This is a genomic window from Pedobacter hiemivivus (genome assembly GCF_004331685.1).
Classification (GTDB): domain Bacteria; phylum Bacteroidota; class Bacteroidia; order Sphingobacteriales; family Sphingobacteriaceae; genus Pedobacter; species Pedobacter hiemivivus.
Genome location: NZ_SJSM01000003.1, coordinates 172,994 through 193,462, shown reverse-complemented (window position 1 = coordinate 193,462; position 20,469 = coordinate 172,994). Strand labels below are relative to the sequence as shown.

Annotated in this window: 16 protein-coding genes; 6 read left to right on the top strand and 10 right to left on the bottom strand. The window is 40.3% G+C overall.

The genetic code is table 11. From position 1 onward, the window contains the following. Nucleotides 1-96 precede the first annotated feature (96 nt). The 4 genes from EZ444_RS06995 to EZ444_RS06980 all read left to right on the top strand — a co-directional run bounded on the left by EZ444_RS06995 (nt 97) and on the right by EZ444_RS06980 (nt 9,913). Complete coding sequence (locus EZ444_RS06995) at nt 97-6,666, top strand: PKD domain-containing protein (protein WP_131608015.1); 6,570 nt, start codon at nt 97-99, stop codon at nt 6,664-6,666. A gap of 2 nt (nt 6,667-6,668) precedes the next feature. Continuing rightward, the gene (locus EZ444_RS06990) at nt 6,669-7,697 is read left to right on the top strand and encodes a PorP/SprF family type IX secretion system membrane protein (protein WP_131608014.1); all 1,029 of its coding nucleotides are present in this window, start codon (nt 6,669-6,671) and stop codon (nt 7,695-7,697) included. A gap of 74 nt (nt 7,698-7,771) precedes the next feature. Beyond that, complete coding sequence (locus EZ444_RS06985; RefSeq protein ID WP_131608013.1) at nt 7,772-8,428, top strand: MgtC/SapB family protein; 657 nt, start codon at nt 7,772-7,774, stop codon at nt 8,426-8,428. Between the two features lie 57 nt (nt 8,429-8,485). Continuing rightward, nucleotides 8,486-9,913: an L-serine ammonia-lyase gene (locus EZ444_RS06980; RefSeq protein ID WP_131608012.1), complete on the top strand. Its 1,428-nt coding sequence runs from the start codon at nt 8,486-8,488 to the stop codon at nt 9,911-9,913. Between the two features lie 18 nt (nt 9,914-9,931). Here EZ444_RS06980 and EZ444_RS06975 read toward each other — a convergent pair whose 3' ends face one another. Genes EZ444_RS06975 through EZ444_RS06950 form a run of 6 tightly spaced genes read right to left on the bottom strand, consistent with a single transcriptional unit; the run spans nt 9,932 to nt 16,007 of the window. Continuing rightward, a complete protein-coding gene (locus EZ444_RS06975) occupies nt 9,932-11,278 on the bottom strand; it encodes a DUF58 domain-containing protein (protein WP_131608011.1) in 1,347 nt (448 codons plus the stop codon). An 11-nt stretch (nt 11,279-11,289) separates the two neighbouring features. Further along, nucleotides 11,290-12,267, bottom strand: coding sequence for an AAA family ATPase (locus EZ444_RS06970; protein WP_131608010.1), 978 nt, complete (start codon nt 12,265-12,267; stop codon nt 11,290-11,292). Between the two features lie 3 nt (nt 12,268-12,270). Next, complete coding sequence (locus tag EZ444_RS06965; protein WP_131608008.1) at nt 12,271-13,452, bottom strand: DUF4350 domain-containing protein; 1,182 nt, start codon at nt 13,450-13,452, stop codon at nt 12,271-12,273. After that, a complete protein-coding gene (locus EZ444_RS06960; protein ID WP_131608007.1) occupies nt 13,449-14,174 on the bottom strand; it encodes a DUF4129 domain-containing protein in 726 nt (241 codons plus the stop codon). Before EZ444_RS06960 ends, EZ444_RS06965 begins: the two co-directional genes overlap by 4 nt. A gap of 2 nt (nt 14,175-14,176) precedes the next feature. Then, on the bottom strand, nt 14,177-15,055 hold the full coding sequence (locus EZ444_RS06955; protein WP_131608006.1) for a hypothetical protein: 879 nt from the start codon (nt 15,053-15,055) through the stop codon (nt 14,177-14,179). Between the two features lies 1 nt (nt 15,056). Further along, on the bottom strand, nt 15,057-16,007 hold the full coding sequence (locus EZ444_RS06950) for a stage II sporulation protein M (RefSeq protein ID WP_131608005.1): 951 nt from the start codon (nt 16,005-16,007) through the stop codon (nt 15,057-15,059). A 683-nt stretch (nt 16,008-16,690) separates the two neighbouring features. On the opposite strand from EZ444_RS06950, the gene EZ444_RS06945 reads away from it, so the two are divergent. Further along, entirely contained in the window at nt 16,691-17,137 is a 447-nt protein-coding gene (locus EZ444_RS06945) for a hypothetical protein (protein ID WP_131608004.1), read from the top strand. 148 nt (nt 17,138-17,285) lie between these two features. Then, on the top strand, nt 17,286-18,029 hold the full coding sequence (locus tag EZ444_RS06940) for an RDD family protein (protein ID WP_131608003.1): 744 nt from the start codon (nt 17,286-17,288) through the stop codon (nt 18,027-18,029). On the opposite strand, the gene EZ444_RS06935 is transcribed toward EZ444_RS06940, so the two are convergent. The 4 genes from EZ444_RS06935 to lipB form a co-directional block, all read right to left on the bottom strand. Beyond that, nucleotides 18,030-18,647 carry an SGNH/GDSL hydrolase family protein gene (locus tag EZ444_RS06935; protein WP_225874658.1) on the bottom strand — a complete coding sequence of 206 codons (618 nt, stop codon included), beginning with the start codon at nt 18,645-18,647 and terminating at the stop codon, nt 18,030-18,032. It abuts the gene before it with no gap. A 243-nt stretch (nt 18,648-18,890) separates the two neighbouring features. Then, nucleotides 18,891-19,217, bottom strand: coding sequence for a DUF2752 domain-containing protein (locus EZ444_RS06930; RefSeq protein ID WP_131608000.1), 327 nt, complete (start codon nt 19,215-19,217; stop codon nt 18,891-18,893). Further along, entirely contained in the window at nt 19,218-19,688 is a 471-nt protein-coding gene (locus EZ444_RS06925; protein WP_131607999.1) for a DUF5684 domain-containing protein, read from the bottom strand. Between the two features lie 84 nt (nt 19,689-19,772). After that, nucleotides 19,773-20,468 carry a lipoyl(octanoyl) transferase LipB gene (gene lipB, locus EZ444_RS06920; RefSeq protein WP_131607998.1) on the bottom strand — a complete coding sequence of 232 codons (696 nt, stop codon included), beginning with the start codon at nt 20,466-20,468 and terminating at the stop codon, nt 19,773-19,775. Between the last annotated feature and the right edge of the window lies 1 nt (nt 20,469).

The following is a 20,469-nucleotide window of genomic DNA, read 5'->3' as shown; positions in this document are numbered from 1 at the left end:
GTTAATTCCTGTGGGTTTTCTTATTTAATCTCATTTCCTTGCAATATTCTTAATTGAAGTAAAAAATTCTATACATTTATACAATAATCTGTATATATGGTGAAACGTCTACTTCTTTTAACCATTCTTATTTCCTTTTTTCAAATAACTGTAGGATTTTCCCAGATTACGATAGGTACGGTTGATCCGGGGCCGTATACGCCGGGGTCGAGTATTGCGGCAACTTTTAAAATTTTAAGTACTTGTATCAAGCCCGGCAACAGGTTCAATCTTTATTTGGTAAGACCTGATGGAACCGAAGTAGCTCCAGCCATTGGCTTTTATGATGGATTTTATACGACGTTCGTAAACGGAACAATTCCACCAGGAACACCATCAAACACTGGTTATAAATTAAGGATTAAGTCCACTACCCCAGTTCTTACCGCTGATTCTGGTCCCTTTGAAATTAAAGCTGGGACACAAGTTAGAGCGCAAGTAAATTCATTTCCAGATTTGGCGCTCGACGCAACTGGTCAACCCGAGGTTTTTGGTTACTGTCCTGGCCGAGACAATATTGAGTTTAGCTTCGAAAATACTTCGACGGCTTCAAGCGCCGTTTCAGGTACAATTAAAAATGAAATCACCGGAGCGAACGAGGCTCCCTTAATTTTTACAGGCACTCCGCCCGACCCTAGTTTCATGGCGAGATTAGGCCATTACACAATGGTCATAACAGCACGTCTAAACGGTACAGTTGGAACAAGAGCATATCTCATTGTAAACAATAACATTAATAATAGTTTTGGAACAACAGGACCTAATATTGTCTGCTTGCCTGGTGGATTTTTGCAATACAGCGTAGACTTATCAGAATTTGGAATAAAAAACAACTTTCCTGGCACCACCTATCAATTAAAATGGGGTGATGGTAATGGAACTCCTGAAATACTAACTATATGTGATTTAGCCGCTGGTTACGTCCAACATGAATATAAAACCTCTTCTTGCGGTGAACCGGTTTATAATACCGGAAATGGGAATCAATATAATGTTTTTGGTATAAATATATCTGCAGTTAGCCCATTTTGTCCCAATGCCGGAGCTGGACTTTCAACTTTTGTCAGAGTTGTTACCAAGCCGCTAAATAGCTTTACATCTCCTATAACTTCATGTACAGGAAGTAGTGTGCACTTTAACAATACATCCTTTCCAGGACAAACTGAAGATAATACTCCGGATTGTACAGATAACAGTATAAGATACAACTGGTACGTTAATGATGTAAGGATCAAGCAAAATCAAACAAAAGCACAACATTTTGACCATACATTTACCGCACCTGGTACATACACAATAAAATTAGAATCTGTCATTAAGGGTTTGTGTAATGCTCCTCCCGTCACCCAAACAATCTGTATCCAGGATCCACCAAAACCTGCATTTGATTTTAATAACCAACCTCAAACTGGCTGTGCTCCTTTTACTATTCAGGCATTTGACAAATCGATAATCGATGACCGTTGTAATACAGACAACACTTACAATTGGATTGTAACAGGTCCACCGGGAGTAGTATTTAATCCAACCGATAAAGACCCAATTTTTAAATTTACAAACCCAGGTACTTATTCTGTCATACTTGAAATTAGAACGGCATCGTGCGGTGCAGTAAGAACCCTAATACCTCAGAAAATCATTCTTGCCGATGGAGCGCCGACAATATCAATGTCACCAAATATCACCTTATGCGCTTTAAACACCTTAGATTTCAACACATTAACCGGCCCGACAAAAACTTTATTTACAGGAACACAAGTGGACCAGGCAGATACTTATACTTGGAAAGTTACAGCCGCTGATGGAACCGCATTAGATCCAGTTAGCGATTACAGTTTTGCTAATGGTACAAATAATAACTCAAGAGAACCATCCATTCAATTTAAAAGGTTTATTCCTTATAAAATTTCTGTTATTCATAAAAACACCTGTACTTCTGTAGATGCTTTCCAAGTTATTACATTCGCATCAGCACCAGTGCCCAAAATAGATCCCATACCCAAGGTTTGTTACGATGCATCTGTAAATTTAACTGCAACAGTTACAGGAGGAACATATACAAGTTCGGTGTGGACCACTACAGGAGATGGAACATTTACAAGTACAAACGCCTTAACAACAACGTATACTCCAGGGCCTATAGATCGTACCAACCTTCCAAAAGCAAGAGTTACCCTTACATTAAACACGGGAATAATAGGCACTTGTCAATTTGTACCTGTTAGTGCAGATATTGATGTTCATCCAAACAATACAGGAACTAATACGACTCAAATAATCTGTACAGCAGCTGCTGCTAACCTTATACTAGGTTCAAGTGTCGCAGGAAGTACATTCGCATGGACCGCTGCAAACGCAGATGGATTTGCAACTGGTTTTAGTCCAAGTGGCAGTGGAGATATTAACCAAACGATTACCAATTCCAATGCGACTCAGAACGCTGTCGTAGTTTACACTATTACACCGACGGCTAACGGTTGTGCGGGTGTTCCTTTTACTTTTACAGTTACGGTTACTCCAAAGCCTGTTCTTTCCCCAGTTCTTGATAAAACAATTTGCGAAGGCAACTCTGTTAATATAACAGCGACATCAAATATCCCAACTCAATTTAAATGGACGAGCACGGCCTCATCACCAGATGTCACAGGACATACAAATCCGTCGGCTTTAAGTCCCACTTCAGGTAGTATAACTATCCCCGATGTGTTGTTAAATCCTACCTTTCTACCGCAAACTGTTACTTATGTCATTACGCCTTATTCTCCAGGAGGATGCGCAGGTACTCCAATAACAGTAGTTGTTACTGTTGATCCGAAAGTTACCCAAGCGAATGCCGGCCCTGACGCCAGTCTTTGTGCAACGACCCCATCCAATACCTATACGCTAAAAGGGAACGAAGCTAAGGTGGGAACCGGAGAATGGAAACTTATTTCTACACACCTAGGCACTCTCCCAGTTATTACTGTTCCTACCGATGCTCAAACAACTGTAACAGGCCTTCTTGTGGGAGAAACTTACAGATTTGAATGGGGCATAACAGGCACAGGAAAATGTGCTAGCACAAGTGATTGGATGGAAATTACGGTTACACCATTACCAGTAATATCTGCCCCTGTTACTACCAAAACCATTTGCGAAGAGAGCCCAGTAAACATTGTCATAAACTCAGATATCCCGACCAAGTTCACATGGACAAGTAATGTAACTGGTGGGATAACAGGTAACACTAATCGAACGGATTTAGTAACAATATTGAACACGATAACGATCACAGACGTATTAGTGAACACTGGAATTACCCAAGGAACAGTTACCTATACTGTTACACCTTACTCCGCAACAGATTGTCCAGGAACCCCAATTACAATAGAGGTTAAGGTTGATCCGAAAGTTACCATCGCTAATGCAGGAACCAGCACAAGCATTTGTAATACGACTACCTACGATTTAAAAGGTAACAAACCTATAGTAGGTACAGGAGTATGGTCAGTTGTTTCCGCAAGTATTGGGACACCTTCAATACCTAGTCCTTCTGACTTTGAAACGGCTGTTAGCGACCTTGTAGCCGGTGGAGTTTATGTATTTAAATGGACAATAACAGGACCAGGAACAGGCGAATGTGCAAAGTCTGAAGCTGAAGTAACCATTACGGTAAATATGCCTACCATACCTGGAACTACTGCAACGTTGGAACCCTTAGTATGTCAAAATAACAACACAGGAACAATTACGTTAAGTGGGAATACTGGTTCTGTTTTGGGATGGCAAAGTTCACCAGATGGCCTGGCCTGGACAGATATTTCTGGCGTTAATACAGGCTTAACTTACACATTTAATACCCTAACAATTACAACTCAGTTTAGGGCTGTTGTACAAAATCCAGGATGTACCATTGGGTATTCAACACCGACAACAGTAACCGTAGCCCCTGCTACAACTATAGCTGATGCGGGTCCCAATCAAATCTTATGTGCTGAAACATCTGTGTCCTTAAAAGGAAACCCCGTTAAATCAGGAGAAACTGGTGTTTGGACTATGGTATCTGGAGATGCAAATGCCATAATTACACCTGGTGTAAATTCAGAAGCTATTGTTACCAAACTGACTCCAAATGTTACTTATATTTTCAGGTGGACCATTACGGGTAATTCACCTTGTGGGCCAACTGATAAAGACGTTACCATCCGTAACAATAGAGCAATTGATCTGAACAGCCTTACTTCAACCGCTGTAGTCTGTAACGGTCAGCAGGTAGTTATTAACGGTAGCGTCCCAATTGGGGGTGAAGAAGGTGTCTATAATTACGTTTGGGAAATACAAGTAAATGGAGCGCCTTGGGCTGTAATTCCCGGTGAAACAGGCGAAGATTTAACCACAACATTAAGTACGACTGGAACAGTCGGTTTCAGAAGAACAGTAAGTAGTGGAACATGTACATCAGTTAGCAACGCATTCCCAATTATTGTTCAACCTCCAATAGCAGGAAATACAATAAGAGATAATCAACCTATTTGCAGCGGAATTAGACCGATGCCAATCACCGGAGATCTACCAACTGGAGGAGATGGTAATTTCTCGTACCAATGGCAATCTAGCCTGAACGGAACAACATGGACAGATATTAATGGTGTTATATCTCCTGACTTTCAACCTCAAATTCTAACAGAAACTACTTATTACAGGCGTATAGTGAGTACACTTGAATGTAGCGGCGCCCTGAAGAGTATAAGTAACACAGTAACAATAACTGTTACCCCAAATGCTAAAGCTGAGTTTACATGGGGCTCAACAGACACAGATTGTTACCCTTACACCTTACCTATTCAAGTTGTTCCATATGCAGATAGAAATAATACATACACCTGGTTTGCAAATAATGTACGCATCCCATCGACCGGGGCTAACTTCCCTGGCTACATCATTCAAAATAGCGGTCAATCTGTAACCATTAAACTGGTAGTTACCAGTAGCCGCGGTTGTGCTCCAGACTCGCTTAGCCATACATTTAGCACCAACCAAGCCGTTCCAGCTTCATTTGATCAAAGCGCTACAGAAGGTTGTGGCCCGTTACCCGTAATCTTTACCAATACCTCATTATTAATTCCGGGGGCCCGATTTGAATGGTATTCAGGAGATATACTATTTTCAACGGACGTCCATCCTCCAACCATGACTTTACAGCCAGACCCAACAGGGAAAGATTCAACTTACGTTATAAAATTAAAAGCTATTACTGATTGTGGAGTTGATTCGATATCTAAAAATGTTTTTGTAAAAGCAAAACCGATTGCTGTGGTTACCCCAGATAAAGTAGAAGTATGTTCTCCCTATAAAATCACCTTTATCAATACTTCGCCTGGAAGTACAAATACCTACTATTATGATTTCGGTGATGGATCAGCTATTGAAGAGAGAACAGATAAATTACCAATAGACCATATTTATAATGTAACCGCAACCACTGAGTTTACGTTTAAAATGATCGCCAAAAATGAGTGCGATGTGGATACAATGAAATGGACAATACGTGTATTCCCTCAAAACATGACACCTGTACTAGGCATAAGACTAGAAGAAATCAGAGGCTGCGCACCACACACCGTAAATTTCGAGAACAATTCTATTGGAGCAAGTAGGTTTGAGTTTGATTTTGGCGATGGAAACAAACAAACCACCTATACTACTGGGATCGTGTCCCATACTTATACCACTAGTGGAATTTTCCCTGTTACCATGACTGCTTTTAACATTTGTTCTAAAATGACAGTTACAAAAAGTGTTGAGGTATTGGCACAACCAGTTGCTGATTTCGAAGCAGACAATACTTTAGGTTGTCCTGGGTTAGTTGTTAAATTCAAAAACAAAACAGTGGGTGGGCTTGACAATAAATATTTATGGGATTTTGGAGATGGTACTTCTTCAGCAGAATTTGAACCAGAACATACCTACAGCGGAGATCAGGAATATTACACAGTGAAATTATTAGCAACCAATCAACTTGGCTGCCCAATTGAAGTAATCAAAACCCAATACATCCACATTGTACCACCACCAATTGCGGCCTTCAATGTTAACCCTTCTACCCTGATCAGCATCCCTAATTACACCTTCAAGTTTGAAGATGAAAGCACCAACACACCTACCATTTGGGAGTGGGACTTTGGTGATAAAGTAGGTACTTCACAACTTAAAAACCCTAGCTATACCTATCTGGATACAGGAACTTATAAAGTGACCTTAAAAGTCATGAACCAGCAGGGCTGTTTTACTACTACATTTAAAAACGTAACCATTAAAGGCGTTCCGGGATACCTATTTGTACCTAACTCATTTATACCAGGAAATACACAACCTGAATTGCGCGAGTTCCGTGCCAAAGGATCAGGCATTGCCTCATGGCGTTTCAGCGTCTTCAATAAATGGGGACAAATACTCTGGGAAACCACAAAACTAGACGAAGGAAGACCAGCAGAAGCTTGGGATGGAACCTTTAACGGGCAACCTATGCCACAAGGGGTTTATTACTGGAAAATTGATGTCCAGATGGTAAATGGAACTGAGTGGAAAGGCATGACCTACGACAAATCTGCACCGAAACGTACAGGACCAATACATTTAATCAGATAAGGATGAGCGGGAGATTAAGATATACAATAGCATTAGTGATGACAATGATCAACCTGTCTGCCATGGCACAGGATCATGTTTATTCCCAATTTTTTAATGCCCCCATCTATCTGAACCCTTCACTAACCGGGCAATTTGAGGGGGACCTCAGAATGAACCTGATTTACCGGAACCAATGGTCGGGGCTTAGTGGCGACTTATCCTACATCACGGCTTCTGCCGACCTCAACATCTCTAAATTTGCCGGTGGTGTTGGTTTGATGTTTAACCGCAGTAGCGAGGGTACAGCTTTCCTAGTTAAAAACAACGCCGCAGCAACCTATGCTTATAGCGTGGGTGGAGATGACTTTATAGCTTCTTTTGGGATACAAGCAGGCTTTACTAGTCGACAAATAGATTGGAGTAAACTGGTTTTTTCTGATCAGATAGATATGCGACTCGGATATATTCCTGGCAGCGTATCCTCAGCCCTGCCACCTGAAATGTCTAACAAGTTTTATTTTGATGGCGCTGCAGGTACAAACATCATCTATCAAAATTTTATGGCGGGCGTTGCAGTTCATCATATCAATCAGCCCGACGAATCTTTTAGCGGAACAGTTGCCAAACTTCCTATGCGCATTACCGCAAATGCAAGTTACAGGATCCCCTTAAGTCCAGGCATGTATTACAACCAGGATGAAGGCTCTTACCTCATCCCCTCTGTGGTTTACTATAAACAAGCCAGCTCTACCTCTATGAGTGCCGGAGCGCAGTTTAAATTTAAAGGACTAAATGCCGGATTATGGTACCGAACTGGCGGACAAGGCGGCCCTGATGCAGTAGTAGTTTCATTAATATTCGATTTATTTAAAGGGAACAGAAATGGCGAAAAGCTAAGATTAGGCTTAAGTCATGATGCTACAACCTCGAAAATTAATTATACCAATACCAGCGGCACCACCGAAGCAAGTATTGGTTACGAAAAGTATTTCCCTAATAGTTCGGGCTACAATAAGTTTAACGGACTAAGGTGTTACGATTTCTACTAAACCATACCATCAAAGAACCTGCATAAGTTATTGCTTATAGAGAATCTTTGGTATATTAGACCATACAAACAGATATGGAGCATATTCTTGAAAGCAATCATTTCCTGACCCAATCAGAGGTAAACAAGTTTTTAATGGCTACTTTGCTTTGTGGCCTTATTGGTGCAGAAAGGGAGTTTAGAAGTAAGCAAGCTGGTTTAAAAACCATGATCATGATTGGTCTGGGTTCTACCCTATTTACTATCCTTTCTATTAAAATCGGATTAAGCAGTCACGATCGTATCGCTTCCAACATTGTTACCGGGATTGGTTTTCTGGGCGCCGGAGTTATCTTTAAAGAAGACAACCAGGTAAAGGGCTTGACCACCGCCTGCGTAATCTGGATAGTTGCCGCCATAGGCATGGCCATTGGCTCGGGCTACTTTGAACAAGCAATTGGCGTAACCCTCGTGGTGCTACTAGCCTTATTGATTTTCCCTTTTTTGGAGGAGATGGCCGAACGTCGCTTTACCAAAAGGGTGTACAGGATTGTAAAACGATATGAGGGCGAAAGCCTTGAAAAATACGAGCAAGACATTAAAACCTCTAAGCTCAAACTTACAAGGGGCAAACAAGAATTGGCCAATGGCATCATCAGCGGAACATGGATTGCAATTGGCAGTCCGAAGAACCATAAAACATTTGTAGACCGGATGCTGCAGGACAAAAACATCATTGCATTCGATTTTTAGGCCGTATCATTCTTGTAACGTATTAATAATCTCATCAAACTATAGTAGCTTTGCATTATGCAAAGGGAACAGATCTCGGTATTCGACATTTTTAAGATAGGTATTGGCCCATCAAGCTCACACACTTTGGGCCCATGGAGAGCAGCGCAGCAATTTACAGCTTCGCTAAAACAGAAGGGCTTATTGGCGCAAGTAGAGCAAGTAAAGGTTTTACTTTATGGTTCTTTGGCCAAAACGGGCAAGGGACACGGAACAGATGTAGCCATATTGTTGGGGCTAACCGGTGCTGATCCAGTTACTTTTGATGTAAATGCCATCGACAGTACCATTGCTTCGATTAAAGATGAACAGTTACTATCTCTTTCAAGTGAGCAACTGATCTCGTTCAATTACAATGACGACATGGTTTTCCTTTTCTTCGAAAGTCTGCCATTTCACCCCAATGCAGTTACTTTTCAGGCTTTCTTAAATACCGGAAAAGCCTTTTCCGAGACTTATTATTCAATAGGTGGCGGCTTTGTGGTAAAAGAAGGCGAAAACGGAAATGAGAAAGAGCAGGTTGACTTGCCTTTCCCTGTCGAGAAAGCCAGCGAATTATTGCACTGGTGCTTATCTACCGGTCTTAAAGTTTCAGAAATCGTGATGGAGAATGAACTTTCATGGCGTACCGAAGCTGAAACCAGAAAAGGCATTATGCAGCATTTCAATGTGATGAAAGATTGCACCTACCGTGGATGTCACACTTCTGGGTTTTTACCTGGTGGATTAAATGTTGGTAGAAGGGCAGCAGCCTTGAATAAAAGATTAATTGGCAGCAGCGTATACAACGATTATTCCAGCTGGATCATGGCCATCAGAAACGGCGGAAACAGCTTTAACTATATATTAGACTGGGTAAGTTGCTTTGCTTTGGCCGTAAACGAGGAAAATGCCTCTTTTGGTCGCGTAGTTACCGCCCCTACTAACGGTGCTGCAGGTGTTATCCCTGCGGTATTGCAATATTATATCGCTTTCTGCGATGGATATACAGATGAAAAGATTACCCAATTTATTGCCTGTGCTTCCGAAGTAGGTAGCATCTTCAAAAAAGGAGCGACGATATCTGCAGCAATGGGTGGCTGTCAGGCCGAGATCGGTGTATCGTCAGCAATGGCAGCAGCAGCTTTAACCGAGTGTTTAGGCGGCTCACAGCGTCAAGTATTGATGGCGGCAGAAATTGCCATGGAACATCATTTGGGCTTAACCTGCGACCCTATAGGGGGCTTAGTTCAAATTCCATGTATTGAAAGGAATACCATGGGTGCAATAAAAGCCATAACGGCTAGTCAGCTGGCCTTACAAAGCAATCCCGATAAAGCAAAAGTTAGTTTAGATGCAGTGGTAAATACCATGTGGGAAACTGCATTAGATATGAACTCAAAATATAAGGAAACATCTGATGGCGGTTTGGCAACAAATATCCCGATTAGTTTACCTGAATGCTAAAATAAGCGCAGCAAGAAATTAGATTTTTTGCTGTGCCTTAATGGCCAAATACCTGTTCACCACATTTACCGTTAATTTCTCGGGCGGCGTAAGTATGCTCAGGATACCATGTTTGGCCAATTCCTTTACCATCAACTTTTTCTCGTAAGCAAACTTGGTGGCTATGGTTTGTATATAAATACCCTCTACATCAAGTACCGGCTTTTCGGTAATGACCTTAAGTTCTGTATTCTCAAAAAACACAACCAGCAACAGATGATACTTGGCCATCCGCTTTAAATAAGGTAACTGTCTATTTAAGGCCGACATACTTTCAAAATTCGTAAAGAATACAATCAAGCTCCTTTGTCTCAGAGTACCACGAATACTGGTGTATAAAGCTTCCATGTTTAGCTCCAGGTAGCGGCTTTTTTCTTTGTATAAAACCTCCATTATTTTACCCAGTTGCGCAGGTCTGCGATCTGCCGGTACAATACTGCCAGCCTTCTCTGCTATGGTAATTAACCCTGACTTATCTTGTTTTACCAAGGCCACATTAGAAAGCACCAGACTGGCATTAATGGCATAATCCAATAAGCTCAATCCCTCGAAAGGCATTTTCATGGCCCGCGATTTATCAATGATGCAATACATGTGCTGCGCTTTTTCATCCGTAAACGAGTTCACCATTAATTCCCCTTTCCGGGCAGTAGCTTTCCAGTTCACAGTACGGTAATCATCGCCCTGCACATAATTCTTTACCTGATCAAACTCCATACTATGCCCAACCCGTCGGATTTTCTTAATCCCAAAGTCACTTAGCCTATTCGATATGGCCATCAGCTCATATTTACGTAACTGTAAAAAGGATGGGTAAACAGGCACAGTCACTTCTTCCCCGAAATTAAATCTCCTTGCAACTAATCTTAAAGGCGATTGTACATATAAACGGATTTGTCCAAAAACATATTCGCCCCTTTTAGTTGGTCTCAACAAATAGGCAATTGTCTTCCGCTCACCCGATTTCAGATTACTTTTAAACCATAGGTCTCTTTTTTGAAACTGAAAAGGAATTTCATCAATAATGCCAACATGAATGCCGAAGGCATAAAAGTTCTCTACATAGATCTGCAGCTCATTGTCATCCCCGTTACTTAACCGGTCTGGTACGTCCCTGCGCAAAAACACATCGCGTTTTGTCTGGTACAATAACACAAAATCAATTAAGACCAGCAATACCAACACGCCCAAAAAGACATAAGGCAAGTCTCCGAGCCAGGGCAGGAAGAAAGAAAACAGAAATAAACTTACACATAAGCCTATCCCAGCAAAAATTCTTTTGCCCAGAAAAAGGTCTCTGTAATATTTTCTAAAAAAGTGTTTCAATATCCCGCGTTTTATCTAGGTACTTCTATTTTTTGGAGAATCTGAGCAACAATATCATTAGGCGTTAAACCTTCCATTTCCTTATCAGGACTAAGCATAATTCTGTGCGACAATACCGGTGGCGCGACTTTAATGATGTCCTCTGGAGTTACAAAATCACGCCCCTGCATAGCGGCAAAAGCCTTAGCTCCATTTACCATGGCCAGCGAAGCACGAGGTGAGGCACCCAAATAAAGTGATTTATTATTCCGCGTTTCATGCGTAATCTTAGCCACATATTCGATCAGCTTGGGCTCAACATGCAGCCCTTTTATGATTGCTCGGCAAGCTTTGATCTGTTCGATACTTAGAACTGCCTTAACGGCATTCAGCGCATCATCTAACCTGTACTGATGCTGATTTAGCAAAATAGCTGTTTCTTCCTCTAGCGTTGGATATTTCACCTCAATCTTAAATAGAAAACGATCCAACTGTGCTTCAGGTAACCGATACGTCCCCTCCTGCTCAATCGGATTTTGGGTAGCCAAAACCATAAATGGTTCATCCATCAGGTAAGTATGCCCATCAACGGTAATCTGCCTTTCCTCCATCACCTCAAATAGGGCAGATTGAGTTTTCGCCGGAGCGCGGTTAATCTCATCAACCAATACAATATGGCCAAATATTGGGCCTTTACGGTATTCAAAAGATGCAGATCGAGGATCAAAGACTGAAGTTCCAATTACATCAGAAGGCATCAAATCTGGCGTAAACTGAATGCGGGCAAAAGAAGCATCAATACTTTTAGCAACCAATTTTGCACTTAAAGTTTTGGCTACACCCGGCACCCCTTCCAAAAGCACATGCCCATCAGCAAGCACTCCGGCAATTAAAAAATCAATGGTATCTTTCTGACCAACAATGATACTGCCCAGCGTTTGTCTGATTTGTTCTACTGCAGTATTTAGCTGTGTAAGGTCGGTTCTTTGGGTAAACATTTCCACTTCCATAATTTATTGGGCTTGTTTATAAAATTTCTCTATTAATTTATTCAGGTTGATGAGTTGCTCATCATTAACCATAACAGCGTTATTCACCCTGTTTATCATTTCAATCAATTGCTGAACAACAGCCTCGTTTACACCCGATTTAAGCACCAGATCGGCCATAAATTCCTGATCTAATTTTGAGGTCTTTAAACGATAGTTAGTTCGCACATATTCCAAAAAATAACTGATCTTCTTTTGTACGATATCCCGATTGTCGCGCTGCTGATAATAAACCTTGCCCACCACCTTCACAAAATCGACAGAGGTATTCTTTAATGGTACTATAACCGGGATGATGCGCTGTCTGCGTTTCATTTCAAAAAGGATAAACAGCAATAGTCCAGTCAAGGCTAAATAATAGGCCCAGCGCAATTGATCATGCTTAAACAGCACCCTCAGCACAGATTGATCGTCCACATTTCCTTTGGTATTGTTTTCGTCCCAGATTACCCTTTCGGCAACCGGTAGATGAGAAAGCACTTTAGCAATGTACCTAGTGCCAGCAGGATTTAGCAAGTTGTAGTTGCTCAGCAATTGTGGACTTGGCAGCATATACAACGCCCCTTTCCCATAATTGTATTTTACAAAATTAACTTCGCCCCCTTCATTGCGGCCTAGTGCAGCGGCTCTCAGCGTATCTACCAAACTAAAATATTGATCGCCCAGTCCCTTGTTAAAAATATAAGGACGTTTTTCTTTTAAAGCCGGATTTACAAAATTAAGTGCGGGCCCCTTTAGATTACTAATACTAGCTACAGAGTTCATCCTCAAATTAAGGGTATCACGTAAAAAGTCGCTTAATTGATAAGCCGCAATAAATACATTATTACCTCTTTCCATATATTTAACCAATTCCTCATAATCCAATGCGTCCATTTGGACCTCTCCAGCAATAATAAGGTAATTGGTATGCTCAAAACCCTTATCCTTTAAGGTGTTGTAAACGGGCAAATTCGACGGACTGATTAAAGCCTTTGGAAACAAGCTTTCCAACTCATGATATAAAATATAGGTACCGAAAGGGTTTTTATCCTCCTTTACATAGGTTGGTGTCCAGTCTGTAGGCTTTGGCTTGTAATATTGCGCAATTAAATACAATACCATCACCACCGCACTCCCTACTAAATATAGCTTTAATCCCTTCATAGCGCCTTCACGTTAAATCGTTCAAAACTACCTTTAACAGCGATGAAGCTTTCCTTATCAATAAAAAACTCCCCATACCAGATGTATTCAAACTGTCGGGTTAGCCCCGCAAATTGTTGTTTCCTATCGGGATCAATAATTTCGTTAATATAGGTCTGATTTGTTTTTTCAGGCTGCCAGTTGATCAACTCTTTATCGTTCAACAACTTTAACGAACGCAAGTAAGACAAGCGCACTGCCAATCGGTAATTGCCATTTGCAACGGCCTTTTCTATCTCCTCATTAAAATTGATTTCATGAATATTCTCGTGCGACTCATTATAAGGGACATCAATAGATTTAGATTTTCCGGCAAAGATATTCAAGTCGAGTCCGATCAGTTTAATTACCGCAAAAACTACCAGGCCCACTACAATAAAAATGACTACATACTTTAAAAATCCCCAGGAATAATTGTTCTTTAGCGTCACTTCAAACAAATCCCAAAACCATGCCCAGAAGCGGTCCCACCAACTGGTATTTATCGGGGTCACATCATCATATCGAAATTCTTTTTGGCTGCTGTATTCCTTTATTTTTTGCAAATCAAAACTCCTGACCGAAATGGCATTCGTATCATTTTTTAAGGGTATATTTTTTACAGCCTTCCCCTCTGGTAAGCTTGTCGAAAAACCATTGGTAGTTACCAAAAAGAATAAAAATACAATAAGCGCTTTATACATGTTTAGTATTCTTCTAAGCCGGAGAAATGGTCTTTTTCTTCTCCAAATTGATTGATCCGATCCATCAAACCTGTGCTTTCTTGTATTTCAACGAGGTTAAAATAGCAAAGCGAAACCCCAATTACCGGAATCATCATAAATACGTAACTCAAATACTGAAGGGCGACACCAATTATAGTAAACATCTTGCTCCATCCCTCGATTCCTGGGAAAAACGCTCCCCCCATTTTTAAAACCAATGTAGGAATAGCGGCGAAACTCATGCAGGCATAAGCAATTACCCAAATGATCAACACGGCCCCGGCAGTTACCCACCATTGATTTTTCAGCAATTTAAACGAGCGGTTAAAAGCATATTGAAAATTAGTGTTTTCCAATACCATCATCGACAAAAGCAAGGACATGGCTGGAAATAGATAAATACCCGGTAAAAGACAAAAGAGAAAGCCTAACGACACAAAAAGTATGACAATGATATTGCTAAAAAAAACCCTGAAGTAGTAATACTTAAAATACCCCCAAACTTCATCAGGAGTAGGTGCCACATTCCCCTTTTGAATGTACAAAGCAATGAAACTAAGCGTAGAAACCAATATTGCAGCAGAACTACAAAAGGAAAGTATTGCGACCAATAAATAGTTAAAAGTAAAAAGCGTTGCCATGGTAGTCTGCCAACTAGCCTTGCCTTGCTTCAAACCATTTAGAGTCGTTTCCATCTCTAACTGTTGAATAATCCCAGCTATCATTCCGGCAAGGATAAAGAAACCACACAAGTAAGCAAACACCTTTAATAAAGGCTTGAAATTTTGTCTGATAAATAAAAACGTATCATTAATGATCTCTCCGAATTCTCTCGCTTTTTTTAATTCTAAGTTTGGCATACTAGCTGATTTGATTGCGTTTATTTAATTGTGAAGGATAGATGATCACGTACCAGATGATGAATAGCAATGATCCTCCCAAAATACTTATGCTTAGCCATAAAGGCATGTTTGTATAACGTGTAATAAAACCTTCGAAAAATGCTGCTACAAGGAGAATTGGCACAATACCAAGGGCAATCTTTGTCCCATCCTTTGCACTGTTTTTAAATGCTTGTAAGCGAGTATAAGTTTTGGGGAAAAGTAAACCATGTCCAAGAACTAAGCCTGCAGCACCAGCTATAACAATCGCCGAGATCTCTAAAGTTCCATGAATCCATATAACGAGCACAGATTCTGCTCCCAGACTTTTACTGAAAAAGTAATATTCAAATGCACCTACCATAATCCCATTTTTCAATAACATAAAAACAGGTCCAATGCCTAGAAAAATCCCGCTTAAAAACGCAACCATAGAAACATAAATATTATTGGCTGCAATAGAAAAGAACATCGCAACCGGCCCCTGCCGTTTATAAACTCCAAAAGGATCACCTTTTGCAATATTCTCATTGGTCATATTTACATAGCCGTCACCCAAAATCAATCTTACAAAAGCATCGTCATATTTTGCGGACAGCACTCCGATAGCGCCCGATATCAAAAAGAAAATAAGCGCGTACAGCAGCTGTCGACGATAAGTATAAAACAAGACAGGTAGTTCAAATTTCCAAAAGGTCAAAAAGCGATTGGTATCTTCTTTTTTACTTTTATAAATAGACTGGTGTAGCACTGATGCTAAGCCGTTTAAATAGGCTGTGGTTTTAGATTTCGGGTAGAAAGTCTTGGCGTAGGCCAAATCATTGGTTATATCTATAAAGCGCTCGGCAACTTCATCCGGACTGCTTGCTTTCAAGTGTTCATAGGATTTCCATTTCCCAGAATTCTGTTTAACAAACAACGCCTCTCTCATAGATTTTATTAAAAGCTTAATTTTCCGTTAAAATAACTGTTTTTATTCAACATAAAAAACAAGATTGCCTCAAATACACACAAACACGTACGAACTTATGTAGTTCATTACATTTATTCGAATGAACTTTTGTAAGTTTCCACACTTTTCCTAAGGAACGTGCCTTAAAATACTGAGTTAAGCATTTATATCCTGCCGGTTTACGTTCTCCAAAATATTGGATTTTCGCACAAAATTTCATTAAACTAAACCGACGGTTAATTATTGAGATAATTTTGTTATTAAAAGTTTTCTAATGATCTTTGAATAGAGGTTATAACCCTGTATATAAATCAAAATATCGCGCCAATGAACTAAAGAAATATAAAACAACATATCAATTACTTCTTAAATGAGGTATTAATTTAAAGAGTCTCTCCTGCAAAATTCTGACAAGCACAGGACAAGGACAATAGATTAATGCCCGTAACAAATATTGTTGTACTTTTGAAGGTGCACTATAGCGTTATGGGCCCTATTGTAAACCCGTGTCCAAGGCCGTCAGAAGCCGTGCAGGGCGGTATTTAGAGCTCGCTATAGTTGCATCTTCGTTTCAGCCCTAATCTGTGGTTAAAACAGATCGCCAAGCCTCCTGCTAAATCCCGTCCCGGACTCCTATTATTAACTGTTTAACAAACAATAATATGGAACTCAACGACGACGAAAACAATGAAAGTCTTTATTTTATTCTGGAACCAAATGCCGAAACAGACATCCCTGTCCATGTAGTTTTTGATGATGCATTTGCTGCCAAAGCCTATTTCAACAGGTTTAGAACATTTAGCGATGCTCAGATTCTGGAATGCCGCCTCAACCCCGGTTTTTACACCGATATCACCAAAGACTGCTATTTTATCCAGCTAGAGAGAAATTCTGATGTATATGTGATTTCACTGGCCAATGACCTCCAACGATCTGAACTGGCCATCAAGGAACATTACTTTTTTGAAGGAGATAAAATTTGCATTTATCTGATGGCATCATGCGAAGAGGATGCTGTAAAAGCAGCTCGCAAGATCCGGGATAAGGCTATTGCAAACAATGAATTTGTAAACCAACCGACTTTAGGTAAAGTTTTGGGAATGGCGTAAAATGGAATGTCAGGTGCTACTATGAGTAGCGCCTAACATTCATTTATCCAACCTACTCAATCCTAGCCTTTAAAACCTTCTTCTTTTTTAGTCTTTTTTCTTAACGTTTAGCATAGATGTGATCTTGAATATTATATTTGAATTAAGTATGGAAACAATAAAGGTAAACACCAGTCAGCATGTAGACATAGATTATCCAGTTGCAGGTCTGGGCGAGCGCATAGCGGCAAGGCTAATCGACTTGGGCATATTCTTAGGATTATATGTAATTTTTATACTGTTGACGTTAATTTTCGGCCTTTCGGTAGGAATGGAAAGCACACCATACCTTATCATCGGCTTGGCTATCCTTTATGGTGCAAGCTATGTGTTCTACAACCTGATTTGTGAAATCTTTATGAACGGCCAGTGCGTAGGCAAACGTTTAATGAAAATAAAAGTGATTAGCCTGGATGGTAGTCAGGCCAGCATAGGGCAATATTTTATCCGCTGGTTATTTCGTCTGGTTGATTTTGCTTTTACAGGACAGGTGGGTGGATTAATATGTATTGCAGTATCAAAAAATAAACAACGAATTGGAGATATCGTTGCCGGGACAACGGTCATTAAAACTGTTCCTCATACGGATATTAGCCACATTGCTTTCCATCCCGTTGAAGAAGATTATGTTCCTGTTTTTAACAATGTAAGTCTGCTTACTGATCGAGATGTGGAGCTGATACATGAAGTGATTGCCACTTATTATAAAACTCACAATACCGAGCTGATTTACACTATGTCGGCAAAAGTAGCCACCCTACTTTCCCTAATCATCCCCGAGGGCATGAATGAAATGGAGTTTTTAAAAACAGTGATTAAAGACTATAACCATCAAACGGCTATTGCTTTATAATTATTTCAAAATCTTAACTACAGCAGGCAACAAACTTGCTCCCCATTCGGCATGCATTTTTGCAGAATAATGTAAACCATCAGTAGCCACAAGGTCTCTATCAGAAAGCGCTTTTCTCGAAGCTGCAGTAATATCGGTATAACTAACACCCATTGCAATTGTTTCTTCCTTATTGATCGCATTAAAGGCATCTATCTCGGAAGCAATAGTTTGCTGATCCCTACCGCTGTTTAATCCATAAGGCGTAACACCCCAATCGGGTATGGAAACTACAAATACATGGGCTTTATTGCCATCTGCAAAATCGATAGCCGTTTGCAATAATTCTTTAAATTCCCTACGATAGGTAACTAGGGATTCGCCCCGGTATTGATTATTCACCCCAATCAACAAAGTAACCAGACCAAACTTCTGTTTTAATGCTGCTTCTTTTATGGCTGTCTGAAGTTCGCTGGTTGTCCAACCGGTTGTAGCAATAATGTGCGGCTGGCCAACGTCCAGTCCTTCCTCATTTAGTTTAGCGGCCAACTGATAAGGGAAATTGCTTTCCATAGCTACGGATTCACCAATGGTATAAGAATCACCAAGCGCCAGATAGGATATTTTATGTTCCGTCATGTTATTTACACTGTTTTTTTCGCAGCCCAATATTACAACTATTGAAAGAATTATTACAGAGAATTTCATCAGCGTATTTTTCGTTTTAAAAAGGCATATATGAGGTATATACGAGAAAAGAAGAGATCGGAATTAGCAGTAGCTAAATAGTAGACTGGTATTGCTATCAAATTGCTTTGATTTTTGCTTTAAACCTGCTTTTCTATTGCTTGAGCAAAAGGATAGCAAAAGAAAAGTACAATCCTAACACATCTTAAACAGGTAACTAACTAGTACAATGGCGCCAGTAATTAAGTACATAGTTTTAATCAATATGGCATGGTCTTTTTTTGAGAAATAGTTGACGGGCACAGCCACGATAAAGGTGAGTAGTAAAGGAATTGTTGCTGGGTACAAATGGAAACTCTCATGCAAATCACCTCTTAGCAAGGCCACAAACGATCGTTGAAACCCGCAGCCCGGACAATCAACCCTTGTTAAAGCCTTAAATGGGCAGGGTAGAAAAAAATTATCCGCCTGATCTAGTAAAAAAGACCAGGCGGATAATAGATATATGTTTAAAACTAACAATTAAGCGTTTGGAGTTTTTGGAGGTTGATTAAATGGATCAGTCGAACCAAAAGGATTATTTCCACCAAAATTATTAAATCCATTTTGTGCTTCCGCAGCTGAAGGGCCTAGGTATTTAGCATCGCCAAAGCCTAACATCGGATAAAATACAATTGGCAACAACAATAAACCTACTGTGTAACCTTCTGTCTTACCAAAACTTTTGCTTAGTAAATTGGTAAGCCATATACCAAAAACAATGTTTACACAAGGTATAAGCATCCACAATACCCAAATCGTAGGTTTACCTACAATTTCTATCATAACTATTAGGTTATAGATAGGGATAATTGCTGCCCAACCGGGTTTTCCTGCTTTAACAAAAACTTTCCATAGTGATGCATAGACCAGCACCATAACAGCAAGCCAAAAAATAACCATTCCGGCGCCAATGCCAGCTCCGGCGGCTGAGTACTCTGAGTTGTAATCCATAGTTAATAGTTTTAGGGTTTTAATGTAAATATAACATTTGTTATAAAAAACCAAGCCTATGCTATCACCTTTTTTCGAGAATGTTTAGAAAAGTTCCATATTAAACAATGTAGAGATGTGATATTTCAATCGCTCTTTAACATCTTCCATATCAATCACATCATCCAACTCACGTTCCATGGAGGTTACATCCTTATCGTCAATCCCACAGGGAACTATGTTCTTAAAGTAGTCCAGATCCGTATTTACATTAAATGCAAAACCGTGCATGGTAACCCAGCGACTGCAACGAACCCCCATTGCGCAGATCTTGCGGGCACGCTCATTGTCGGCATCGATCCACACACCTGTAAAACCCGGATAACGGCTTCCTATAATACCAAAATCGGCCAAGGTATAAATAACAGCCTCCTCCAGTGTCCTTAAATATAAATGTATATCTGTAAAGAAATTATCAAGATCTAATATTGGGTAACCGACAAGTTGTCCGGGGCCATGATAAGTAATATCGCCCCCCCTATTTATTTTATGGTAAGTGGCACCTTTAGCCAATAATGCTGCATCATCTAGCAACAGATTTTCCGGTTTCCCACTTTTACCGAGCGTATACACATGCGGATGCTCACAAAAAATAAGATAGTTAGGTGTTTCCAGTTCCGTATTATTGGTCCGGTTCTGTATTTTTAAAGCTACAGTTTCGTCAAAAATAGCCTCTTGCTTGCGCCATGCCTCCTGATAATCTGTAAGGCCCCAATCTATAAATTCAACTTTCTTATTCATT

Coding starts and splice junctions, on each gene's coding strand:
- EZ444_RS06980 (WP_131608012.1), top strand. CDS start 8,486: ATGCAAAGGGAACAGATCTCGGTATTCGACATTTTTAAGATAGGTATT.
- EZ444_RS06960 (WP_131608007.1), bottom strand. CDS start 14,174: ATGTATAAAGCGCTTATTGTATTTTTATTCTTTTTGGTAACTACCAAT.
- EZ444_RS06935 (WP_225874658.1), bottom strand. CDS start 18,647: ATGACGGAACATAAAATATCCTATCTGGCGCTTGGTGATTCTTATACC.
- EZ444_RS06945 (WP_131608004.1), top strand. CDS start 16,691: ATGGAACTCAACGACGACGAAAACAATGAAAGTCTTTATTTTATTCTG.
- EZ444_RS06990 (WP_131608014.1), top strand. CDS start 6,669: ATGAGCGGGAGATTAAGATATACAATAGCATTAGTGATGACAATGATC.
- lipB (WP_131607998.1), bottom strand. CDS start 20,468: ATGAATAAGAAAGTTGAATTTATAGATTGGGGCCTTACAGATTATCAG.
- EZ444_RS06995 (WP_131608015.1), top strand. CDS start 97: ATGGTGAAACGTCTACTTCTTTTAACCATTCTTATTTCCTTTTTTCAA.
- EZ444_RS06965 (WP_131608008.1), bottom strand. CDS start 13,452: ATGAAGGGATTAAAGCTATATTTAGTAGGGAGTGCGGTGGTGATGGTA.
- EZ444_RS06925 (WP_131607999.1), bottom strand. CDS start 19,688: ATGGATTACAACTCAGAGTACTCAGCCGCCGGAGCTGGCATTGGCGCC.
- EZ444_RS06985 (WP_131608013.1), top strand. CDS start 7,772: ATGGAGCATATTCTTGAAAGCAATCATTTCCTGACCCAATCAGAGGTA.
- EZ444_RS06940 (WP_131608003.1), top strand. CDS start 17,286: ATGGAAACAATAAAGGTAAACACCAGTCAGCATGTAGACATAGATTAT.
- EZ444_RS06955 (WP_131608006.1), bottom strand. CDS start 15,055: ATGCCAAACTTAGAATTAAAAAAAGCGAGAGAATTCGGAGAGATCATT.
- EZ444_RS06970 (WP_131608010.1), bottom strand. CDS start 12,267: ATGGAAGTGGAAATGTTTACCCAAAGAACCGACCTTACACAGCTAAAT.
- EZ444_RS06950 (WP_131608005.1), bottom strand. CDS start 16,007: ATGAGAGAGGCGTTGTTTGTTAAACAGAATTCTGGGAAATGGAAATCC.